Below are 443 nucleotides of genomic sequence, written 5' to 3'. Positions count from 1 at the left end.
ATATCAAGTAAAATTATGATTCCAGCTTAGTAGTGGATAAAGGGTGATCTTTCGGCCAGATTTTTTCTGGCCATTTTTTTGATTAAAATTCACAAAAAGTTTGCCTTTCTGAAACTCTGCGTTATAATCATATTAACTCAAAACCGGAGGTAATATGAAACTCATCGACCGTGCCATCAAAGCCATAGATAACCATTCCACAGCTATTGCATTCGTAATGGGATTCTGTTTTACTGCTGCGTTTGGCGACGTTCACACATTCAAGTCTGTCATCTTGTGCTGGTCTATCTGGTCACTCATTTCTCTGGTTTTGATTCTTCCGATGACTTGGCTTGTCCTTACTTGTCTGGAATCTCAAGGTGAAGACTGATGAGACTATCAATCAAAGAACGGGCAAAACGGCCCAAAAGGAGTGAGCCAAAAGCGAAATATACATGCGTAGG

Annotated in this window: 1 protein-coding gene; it reads left to right on the top strand. The window is 40.2% G+C overall.

Going from position 1 to position 443, the window contains the following annotated elements; translation table 11 throughout:
- Positions 1-154: 154 nt before the first annotated feature.
- Entirely contained in the window at positions 155-370 is a 216-nt protein-coding gene (locus Y887_RS20595) for a hypothetical protein (RefSeq protein WP_157004363.1), read from the top strand.
- Positions 371-443 lie beyond the last annotated feature (73 nt).

Origin of the sequence: Xanthomonas pisi DSM 18956, assembly GCF_001010415.1 — a bacterium.
Classification (GTDB): Bacteria; Pseudomonadota; Gammaproteobacteria; order Xanthomonadales; family Xanthomonadaceae; genus Xanthomonas; species Xanthomonas pisi.
Note: the sequence above shows the minus strand (reverse complement) of the source record. Positions and strands in the feature narration are given on the sequence as shown.